This is a genomic window from Nocardia sp. NPDC051787, from assembly GCF_040681325.1.
In the GTDB taxonomy this organism is placed as follows: Bacteria; Actinomycetota; Actinomycetes; order Mycobacteriales; family Mycobacteriaceae; genus Nocardia.
Map to the genome: position 1 here is coordinate 1 of NZ_JBFAYO010000068.1, position 4,973 is coordinate 4,973.

Consider the following 4,973-nt stretch of genomic DNA (forward strand, 5'->3'; position numbering starts at 1 on the left):
CCAGAGAGTGAACCTGCCGCCGTATGACCCCGTTACGTCGTTCCGCACGTCGCGTCCATCATTCACGAGCACGGAGTGTGCTGTTTCCCCAGTTGCTGACCGCTGCGGTGGACACGGCGTTCGATTCGGTAGCGCTGCGATACAACCCGACCGGTGATCCGGCTGGTCAGCGGGAGCTGACCTATCGGGAGCTGGATGAGGTGTCGTCGCGGTTGGCTCGGTATTTGATCGGGTATGGGGTGGGGCCGGGGGACTTTGTTGTGGTGGCGATCACGCGGTCGGTGGAGTCGGTGTTGGCGATGTGGGCGGTGGCGAAGACGGGTGCGGCGTATGTGCCGGTCGATCCGGCCTATCCGGCGGATCGGATTGCGCATATGCTCGCCGACTCCGGTGCGGTGCTGGGGGTGACCCTCGCGGTGCATCGGGTGGGGTTGCCGAGTGCGGGCGTGGAGTGGGTGGAGTTGGATGCTCCGGTTCATCGGGAGAGGATTGCCGGGGAGGCGGCGCATTTTGTGTCGTATCTGGATCGGCTGCGTCCGTTGACCGTGCAGCATGTGGCGTATGTGATCTATACCTCTGGGTCGACGGGTAAGCCGAAGGGTGTCGCGGTCACGCATGCGGGTCTGGCGGCGTTGGTCGAGCATGAGGTTGTGGTGCGGGCGGTGACTCGGGAGTCGCGGGTGTCGCATTTGTGTACGCCGAGTTTCGATTTTTCGGTGATCGAGATGTTGTTGGCGTTTTCGGCGGGTGCGATGCTGGTGGTGGCGCCGCCGGCGGTGTTCGCGGGGGTGGAGCTGGGGGATTTGTTGCGGCGGGAGCGGGTGACGCACCTGTGTATTACGCCGGGGGCGTTGGAATCGCTGGATCCGGCCGGGTTGGATGATCTGCGGGCGATTTTGTGTGGTGGGGAGCGGGTGGGTCCGGAGTTGGTTGCGCGGTGGGCGACTGGTGATCGGTTGTTCTACATCGTGTACGGGCCGACCGAGACCACCATCTTCGCCACCGGCACCGAAGCGTTGTCCCGTGATAGCGCAACGCATCTCGGCACTCCGGTTCCTGGTATGGGTGTGCATGTGCTGGACGCGCGGTTGCGGTTGGTGCCGCCCGGCGTGGTCGGCGAGTTGTATCTGTCCGGGCCTGCGCTTGCCGAAGGGTATCTGCGGCGCGCTGGGCTGAGCGCGGAACGGTTTGTCGCTAGTCCGTTCGGTGGTTCAGGTGCACGCATGTATCGCACCGGTGACCTGGTGCGGCGGACCCCGGATGGGTTGCTCGAGTACCACGGCCGGGTGGATTTCCAGGTGAAGATCCGGGGTTTGCGGATCGAGCTGGACGAGATCGACAACGCGTTGACCGCGCATCCGGATGTCGACTACGCCGCGACAGTGGGCACGACGCTGCCTTCCGGTGTCAAAGCTTTGGTGTCGTATGTACTGCCACGCGCTACGTGCAGCCCGGACCACGGCCGGGTCGCGCTGGACACGACAGAACTCACCGAATTCCTCGCGAAAACCCTACCGGCGTATATGATTCCGGCTGCGGTCACGGTGCTGGACGAGTTACCGCTGACGCCGGTGGGTAAGTTGGATCGCGCGGCATTGCCGGAGCCGGTGCTCACCGTGCGGGAATTCCGGGCGCCCGCCACGCCGAACGAGCGGTTGGTCGCGGACACTTTCGCTGCTGTGTTGTTGCCGCGGGGCGGCGGCGACTCCGATCGGGTGGGCGGGGATGATGATTTCTTCGAGCTGGGTGGTAATTCGCTGATCGCCACCCAGGCCGTCGCTCGGCTCGGTACCGCGCTGGGTGTGCGGGTTCCGGTCGCGTTGTTGTTCGAGGCGTCGACGGTGGCGCGGCTGGCCGAGCGGTTGCAGGAGCTGACCCAGACAGCCGGTCCGTCGCCGTGTCCGATGCCGCGGCCGGGGCGGGTGCCGTTGTCGTATGCGCAGCAGCGGATGTGGTTTTTGAATCGGTTCGATCCGGCGGGCGCGAGCAACAATATTCCGCTGGCGGTGCGGCTCAGTGGTGCGTTGGATGTGGTCGCGCTGCGGGCGGCGATCGGGGATCTGGTGGCGCGCCACGAGGTACTGCGCACCAGTTATCCGGAGCACGACGGTGTCGGTAGCCAACGGGTGCATGCGGTTTCGGAGCTGGGTGCGGTGCCGGAGCTGCCGGTGCTGGAGGTCAGCGAAGCCGAGATCCCCGAGCACACGGCGGCAGCGATGATCGAGGGCTTTGATGTCACGGTGGCGCCGCCGATCCGGTTGCGTTTGTTGCGGGTGAGTGACACCGAGCATGTGTTGGTGTGTGTGGTGCACCATATCGCTGGGGATGGTTCGTCGATGCTGCCGTTGACCGCGGATTTGATGACGGCGTATTCGGCTCGGGTGGCAGGCGCGGCCCCGGGGTGGGAGCCGCTGCCGTTGCAGTACGCGGACTACACGTTGTGGCAACGCGAGACCCTCGGCGAAGAGGACGATCAGGATTCGATTCTGGCTCGTCAGATCGGGTTTTGGCGCGACCGGTTGGCCGACCTGCCGGAAAAGCTGGACCTGCCTGCCGACCGGCCGCGTCCGGCGGTGTTCTCCGGTCGCGGCGCGACGTATGAGTTCAAGATCGACGCGACGGTGCATGCGGCGTTGAACAGGCTCGCGCAACGCCACGATGCCACCCTGTTCATGGTGGCGCACGCCGCGTTCGCGGTGTTGCTGGCCCGGTTGTCGAACACCGGTGACATCACTGTCGGTACCCCGGTGGCCGGTCGCGGGGACGCGGCGTTGAGCGGTTTGATCGGCATGTTCGTCAACACCCTCGCCCTGCGCACCGAGGTCGATCCGGGTGACCGTTTCGCCGATTTGTTGGATCAGGCGCGCGGTCGCGATGTGGAGGCGTTCGGGCATGCCGAGGTGCCGTTCGAACGTTTGGTGGAGCTACTCGACCCGGTGCGGTCGAGCGCGCATCATCCGCTGTTCCAGGCCATGCTGACCTTCCAGAACTTCGCGCCCGCAACGCTGGAACTGCCCGCGCTGAACGTCTCCGCGCTCGACTTCACCGTGCCACTGACGAAGTTCGACCTCGAACTGACCATGCTGCCCCGCGAGGACGAGCGGACACCGTTGGGTGTTTCGGCGGCGTTCACCTACTCCACCGACCTGTTCGACGAAGCCACGATCGCGGGCTTCGCGCGACGGTTGTGCGTAATCCTTACGGCGGTCGCCGATTCGGCTGATCGCGCGGTGGGGGAGATCGACCTGCTGGATGCGGCGGAACGTACCGCGATCCTGGTCCACTGGAACGATACTCGGCACCCGGTTACTCCAGGTCTGCTACTGGACGGTTACCGGCGTGCGGTGGTGCAGTATCCGGACGCGGTGGCGGTCGTGTTCGCCGGTCAGCAGTTGACTTACCGTGAGTTCGATGAGCGGGTCAATCGGTTGGCGAGGGTGTTGATCGAGCGGGGTGTGGGTGCGGAATCGTTGGTGGGGTTGGCGGTTCGGCGTTCGCTGGATTTGGTGGTCGGTATGTATGCCATCCTCACCGCGGGTGGGGCGTATGTGCCGTTGGACCCGGATCACCCGGCTGAGCGGATCGGGCATGTTCTCGATACCGCGCAACCGGTGTGTGTGCTGACCACGACCGCGGACACCGTGCCGGTCCCGTCGCATATCCCGCTGCTGTGTCTGGACTGTCTCGACACGGGTGTGCGTTCGGGTGCGCCGGTCCGGGTCGAGGAATTGCTGCGTCCGGTGTTGCCGGATCATGTGGCGTATGTGATTTTCACCTCTGGGTCGACTGGGCGTCCGAAGGGTGTGGCGGTTTCGCATCGGGCGATCGTCAACCAGATCGAGTGGATGCTGGCGCAGTATCCGATGGGGGTGGGGGAGGTGTATTTGCAGAAGACCGCGACGACGTTCGATGTGTCGTTGTGGGGGTATTTCATGCCGTTGCGGGTGGGTGCGAAACTGGTTGTCGCCGACCATGATGGGCACCGTGACCCGGTCTACCTCGCCGCCACCATCGCCGAGCATGGCGTCACCGTGACCGATTTCGTGCCGACGATGTTGAGTGAGTTCGCCGCGCATACCTGCGCGGAGAGTCTTGCCGGCCTGCGGGATGTGTTCGTCATCGGGGAGGCGTTGCCGCCGCAGACTGTGCGGGCGGTGCGTGCGGTGACCGATGCGCGGGTGCATAACTTGTATGGTCCGACCGAGGCGGCGGTGTCGGTCACCTACTGGCCCGCCGATACTTCCGACACCCTCACGGTGCCGATCGGTCGCCCGCAGTGGAATACCCGGGTGTTCGTGTTGGATTCGCGGTTGCGGCCGGTGCCTGCCGGAGTGCCGGGTGAGCTATATCTGGCCGGTGAGCAACTCGCCCGCGGATACGTTGCGCAGGCCGCGCAGACCGCGGGGCGGTTCGTGGCGAACCCGTTCGCGGCCGGGTCGCGGATGTATCGCACCGGTGACCTGGTGATCTGGCGTGCACCGGACGCGGGTCGGGCGCAGCGGCTGGAGTATGTGGGGCGCACCGATTTCCAGGTGAAGTTCCGCGGCCAGCGTATCGAGCTGGGTGAGATCGAAACCGCGTTGCTGGCCCAGCCCTCGGTCGGCCAGGCAGCCGCGGCCGTGATCGCCTCCGCGCTGGGTGAGCAGTTGGCCGCTTACGCGGTCCCGGCACCCGGACACGACATCGACCAACACCAACTGCTGCACGCGATCTCCGCGGTCCTACCCGCATACATGGTCCCTTCCGCGGTGGTCGTGCTACCGGAACTACCGTTGAACACCAGCGGCAAACTCGATCGCCGAGCATTACCGGAGCCGGTGTTCGAGGCAGCGGAGTACCAGCCCACCCGAACGCCCGCCGAGCAAGCCGTCGCCCACGTGTTCGCCGACCTGCTCGGTGTCGAGCGGGTCGGCGCCGAGGACGACTTCTTCGCCCTCGGCGGCAACTCACTCCTCGCAACCCGGGTGGTTGCC

General features: G+C 65.5%; 1 protein-coding gene. It reads left to right on the forward strand.

The window, feature by feature from the left end; genetic code table 11:
• Positions 1-23: 23 nt before the first annotated feature.
• On the forward strand, positions 24-4,973 hold a 4,950-nt coding region (locus tag AB0M45_RS33690; RefSeq protein ID WP_364337518.1), incomplete at its 3' end, for an amino acid adenylation domain-containing protein.